This is a genomic window from Terriglobales bacterium, assembly GCA_035543055.1.
Lineage (GTDB): Bacteria > Acidobacteriota > Terriglobia > Terriglobales > Acidobacteriaceae > JAIQFD01.
The window spans coordinates 1-4,782 of the sequence record DATKKJ010000174.1 but is presented as its reverse complement, the minus strand read 5'-3'; the positions used below and the strand labels follow the sequence as shown (position 1 = coordinate 4,782).

The 4,782-nt window shown below is 64.9% G+C and carries 5 protein-coding genes and 1 other RNA gene; all 6 read left to right on the top strand.

The window, feature by feature from the left end; genetic code table 11:
* Positions 1–684, top strand: a 684-nt coding sequence (gene pheS, locus VMS96_11530) for a phenylalanine--tRNA ligase subunit alpha (protein HVP44056.1), incomplete at its 5' end; no start/stop codon positions are given.
* A 91-nt stretch (positions 685–775) separates the two neighbouring features.
* Entirely contained in the window at positions 776–2,800 is a 2,025-nt protein-coding gene (pheT, locus tag VMS96_11525) for a phenylalanine--tRNA ligase subunit beta (GenBank protein ID HVP44055.1), read from the top strand.
* Between the two features lie 470 nt (positions 2,801–3,270).
* Positions 3,271–3,567, top strand: coding sequence for a hypothetical protein (locus tag VMS96_11520; protein ID HVP44054.1), 297 nt, complete (start codon positions 3,271–3,273; stop codon positions 3,565–3,567).
* Positions 3,568–3,633: 66 nt separating this feature from the next.
* On the top strand, positions 3,634–3,945 hold the full coding sequence (locus VMS96_11515) for a cell division protein ZapA (protein ID HVP44053.1): 312 nt from the start codon (positions 3,634–3,636) through the stop codon (positions 3,943–3,945).
* Between the two features lie 83 nt (positions 3,946–4,028).
* Positions 4,029–4,221: non-coding RNA, 6S RNA (gene ssrS, locus VMS96_11510), on the top strand.
* Positions 4,222–4,271: 50 nt separating this feature from the next.
* A partial coding sequence (locus tag VMS96_11505) for a prolipoprotein diacylglyceryl transferase family protein (GenBank protein ID HVP44052.1) occupies positions 4,272–4,782 on the top strand: 511 nt, incomplete at its 3' end.

The window sequence follows — 4,782 nt, the reverse complement described above, 5'->3', positions numbered from 1 at the left end:
GGCTACTCCATCGGCGAAGGCCCGGAGATCGAGTCGGACTACTACAACTTCGAGTCGCTGAACTTCCCGCCCAACCATCCGGCGCGCGACACCCAGGACACGGTCTTCGTCGCCGGGCAGGAGCAGAAGCCGCAGCGCGACCGCCTGCTGCTGCGCACTCACACCTCGCCCGTGCAGGTGCGCTACATGGAGAAGAACCCGCCGCCCATCCGGGTGGTCATCCCCGGCAAGGTACATCGCAGCGACACCCCCGACGCCACTCACTTCCCCATCTTCCACCAGGTGGAAGGGCTGGCGGTGGACACCAACATCACCTTCGGCGACCTGAAGGGCACGCTCGACCACGCCATGAAGGCGCTGTTCGGCTCGGCCATGAAGACGCGCTTCTTCCCCTCGTTCTTCCCCTTTACCGAGCCCAGCGCGGACGTGGCCGTCACCTGCTTCGTCTGCGGCGGCAAGGGCTGCCGGGTGTGCAAGATGAGCGGCTGGATCGAGCTGCTGGGCTGCGGCATGGTGGACCCCAACGTCTTTGAGTTCGTGAAGTCGAACGGCTACGACCCCAAGAAGATCTCCGGCTTCGCCTTCGGCATGGGCGTGGAGCGCATCGCGATGGCGAAGTACGGGATCGGCGACATTCAGTTGCTGTTCAGCGGGGATGTGAGGTTTCTGGAGCAATTCGCTTAATGGTTTCACCGCCGAGAACGCAGAGAACGCGGAGAATTGTTGAAATGGTTTCCCTCTGCGGTCTCGGCGACCTCGGCGGTGAAAAGGGTTTATGAAGATTTCTCCCCAATGGCTGCGCGAGTTCGTTGACCTGAAGAAGGTGGACCTGCGCACGCTGGCCACCGACCTGACCATGGCGGGCACGTCGGTGGAGTCGGTCTCGAGCGAGGGCGACGGCACGATTTTCGAAATGGAGATCACCACCAACCGCCCCGACTGCATGAACCACCACGGGGTGGCGCGGGAGTGCTCGGCCATCTATGACCTGGAGCTGAAGCCGCTGGAGGCCAAGTTGCCGGCGGCGAAAGACAGTTCCGATTTCAAGATCGAGATCGAAGACCCGCAGGGCTGCGCGCGGTACACGGCGCGCATCATCCGCAACGTCACCATCAAACCCTCACCGGCGCGCATCCAGAAGCGGCTGGAATCCCTGGACGCGCGGCCCATCAACAACGCCGCCGACGCCACCAACTACAACCTGATGGAGATGGGCCACCCCACCCACGCCTTCGACCTCGACTTGCTGGAGGGCGGCAAGATCGTGGTGCGGCGGGCGCGCGAGGGCGAGTTCCTGAAGACGCTCGACGGGGTGGGCCGCACCCTGACCAAGGACGACCTGGTGATCGCCGACGCCAGCAAAGCGGTGGCGCTCGCGGGGGTGATGGGCGGCTTCGACACCATGATCACCGACAAGACCAGGAACGTGCTGGTCGAGTCGGCGTGGTTCGATCCGGCGACGGTGCGGGCGACCGCCAAGCGTCACGGACTGCACAGCGACGCCTCCCACCGCTTCGAGCGCGGCGCCGATTGGGGCGCCACCCCGCTCGCCTGCTCGCTGGTGGCGCAGCACATCATCGAGTGGGGCGGAGGCGAACTGGAGGGCGGCGAGATCGACGCTGCCGCGCGCAGCCTGGCCCGCCAGCCTATCCAGGTCAGCCGCAGCGAGGTGCGGCGCATCCTGGGGCAGGACATCTCCGACATCGAGCGCATCCTGACCCGGCTGGGCTTCGGCGTGCTGCCCGCCGGCGACACCTTCGCGGTGACCATCCCGACCTGGCGGCTGGATGTGGAGCGCGAGATCGATGTCATCGAGGAGATCGCCCGCATCCACGGCTACAACCGGTTCCCCAATACGCTGCCCTCGTTCTCCGGCGGCGTGATCGAGCTGCCTGAGGCCGCGCGCGACAGTGCTACTCGGACAACGCTGCTTGCCCTTGGTTACCACGAAGCTCTTTCGGTCACCTTCATCTCCCATGCCGACGCCAAAGCGTTCTCCTCCGCCGCCGTGGTGGAGCTCGAGAACCCGCTGAACGAGGAGATGTCGGTGATGCGCACGTCGCTGGCGCCCAGCATGCTGAACATGCTGGCCTATAACCTGAACCGGGGCAGCGACAACGTGAAGCTGTTCGAAGCCGGCAATGTTTACGAGCTGGCAGGAGGCAGGACGCAGGAGCGGAAACAGATCGCGATGGGGGCGACAGGCTTGGCGGAACCCGCGTCGGTCCACCAAAAAGGACGCCCCTACTCGTTCTTCGACCTGAAGGGCGACGTGGAAACCCTGCTGGGCGAATTCCAATACGACAGCCTCTACTTCGACGCCGGCGCCGCCGACCACTACCATCCCGGCCGCTCGGCGCGCGCGGTGATGGACGGGGCCACGGTGGCGCGCTTCGGGCAGGTCCACCCCGAGGTCGCCGCCGCCCGCAAGATCAAGCAGGACGTGTACGTGGCCGAGCTCTATCTCGACCGCCTCTATGCCCATGGCCTGCGCGAGGCACGCTATGAGCCGCTCTCGAAGTTCCCCGCCGTGGAGCGCGATTTCTCCTTCCTGATGGACGACACGGTGCGCTGGGAGAACATCCGCGGCTCGATCGACGCGCTGAAGCTCGGCGAACTGCGCGGCTTCTCCCCCGCCGAGATCTTCCGCGGCGGCGCGGTGCCGGCGGGCAAGCACTCCATCCTGATGCGGGCGACCTTCCAGTCCGCCGAACGCACCTTGCGCGACGACGAGGTGGCGGCCTGGTCGCAACAGATCATCAAGGCGCTGCAGGGGCTGGGCGGGACGCTGCGGGCTTAGGCGCGAGTTTGACAAGCCTCGCTCCGCAGGGCTAGGTTTCCAAACTCAGGCAGAGTGTTCAGCACTGGGAGAACGGGACCTGCTAAGCGTCAACATAGTAGCCCGTACTTGGGCAGCCATGTTTCTGGTGGCTGAGAGTCCCGCCAGGGACGACGGCTTTGCAGCCCGGCACGCCAGTGCCGGGAACGGCCGCAGCGAAATGACCCAGTCGCGCAGCGACGGCGGGTTTAATCGAAGTGCCGTTGCCGCTACCGCGGCTTGAGCCCTCACTCACCTCCGTGCCCGGGACTGACGTCCCGGGCTACAAGTCCATCGTCGCTGGCGCGACGAGACCGCGATCCTGCCTCCCTGGAAGTTTGCAGATTTCAAATTACAAATCTTCAATCCTCCAACTCTGTGGATTTCCTCAGGCCCGCGTGCGCTATACTGCGCCTGCGCCAGCCGAAATTCCTGGAGGAGTCTCCCAAGGTATGCCGGTCAAGACCGTCGAGGAAGAGGTCGCCCACATTTCCGCCGACGATTTCCACGCCCTGGAAGAGAAGGTGTTCCGCACCATCGAGCTGCTGAAGTCGGCGCGCGAAGCCAAGTCCGCCGCCGAGCGCGATGCCGCCCGCCTGCGCCAGCAACTGGAAGACCGCGAAGAGCAGTTCGAGTCCTTGAAGGGCGAGGTGGTCGCCCTGCGCAAGGAGCGGGAAGAGGTACGTACCCGGGTAGAAAAGATGCTCAAGCAGATTGACGCATTGACGGCGGACGATTCCGGGAGATAATCGCCACAAGCCAGCCGAAGCACGGAGCAGGCGGCCAGCCTGCCCGTTGGGGTGAAAGGAGATTCGGTGAGCACAAAGCCGAACGGCGAAGCCATCCGCGTCGAGATCTACGACCAACCCTATAACCTGCGCGGGACCGACCCGGAATACATTTTCAAGCTGGCGGAGTTTGTGGACGCCAAGATGCGGGCAGTGGCCGGGCAGACCCAGACCGTCGATTCGGTCCGGCTGGCGGTGCTGGCGGCGCTCAACATCGCCGACGAGTATCACGTCCTGAAGCGCAAGTACGACGCCATCGCCAGCGAGTTCAACCAGCGCGCCCACCATCTGACCGACGCCCTGGACGAGGTCCTGCAGGACGGGCGCCGCGCCGGCTAGTCCCTTGCACCTCGGGGGCCATCTTTTTGGCCCCGCCCTCTTGCCAAGCGCGGGGGACTTCTCTAGCATCCAACCCAAGAAAGCCCGGCCTGCAAAGTTGGTGCATGCCGCAGCCGTTTTTTTGAACCAACACTCGGTGAACTGGGGGCTTGACTCGTATACGACCCGGTGTGCGAGGCTCCGCCAGACGGAGATGCCTAAAGGGTCGCGGCAGGTTCCCACCGTCCTAGACGGGTTCATCAAACGGCAGCGTGCTCACGGCCCAGCGGGTCGGCTTTTTTCCCTCCCGGAACTCCGGATTGAAATCCTTCATCTAAACTGAACGAGTGCTGCCGCAGCTGTTTCATATCGGGCGGTTCAGCCTAGCGACCTACGGGGTGCTGGCGGCGGTGGGGCTGCTCACCGGGCTGTGGGTGATCGTGTGGTGCGCCCGGCGACAGGGCATGGACGAGGAGAAGACGTGGAACCTGGGGGTCCTGGCCATCCTGTCGGCCATCGTCGGCGCCAAGCTGCTGCTGATCGCTATCGATGCGCGCTACTACGCCGCGCATCCGGGAGAGATCTTCAGCCTGGGGACGCTGCAGGCGGGCGGGGTGTACGAGGGCGGGCTGGTGGTTGGCCTCCTTGCGTCCTACTGGTACATCCGGCGGAACCGGATGGCGGTGCTGGCCACCTGCGACGTGTTCGCGCCCGGCGTGGCGCTGGGGCACGGGATCGGGCGGCTGGGGTGCTTCGCGGCCGGCTGCTGCTTCGGAAAGCCGACCGACCTGCCCTGGGGCGTCACCTTCACCAACCCGCTGGCTAATTTCATTAACCAGACGCCGCTGGGGATCCCGC

Coding starts and splice junctions, on each gene's coding strand:
- pheT (HVP44055.1), top strand. CDS start 776: ATGAAGATTTCTCCCCAATGGCTGCGCGAGTTCGTTGACCTGAAGAAG.
- VMS96_11520 (HVP44054.1), top strand. CDS start 3,271: ATGCCGGTCAAGACCGTCGAGGAAGAGGTCGCCCACATTTCCGCCGAC.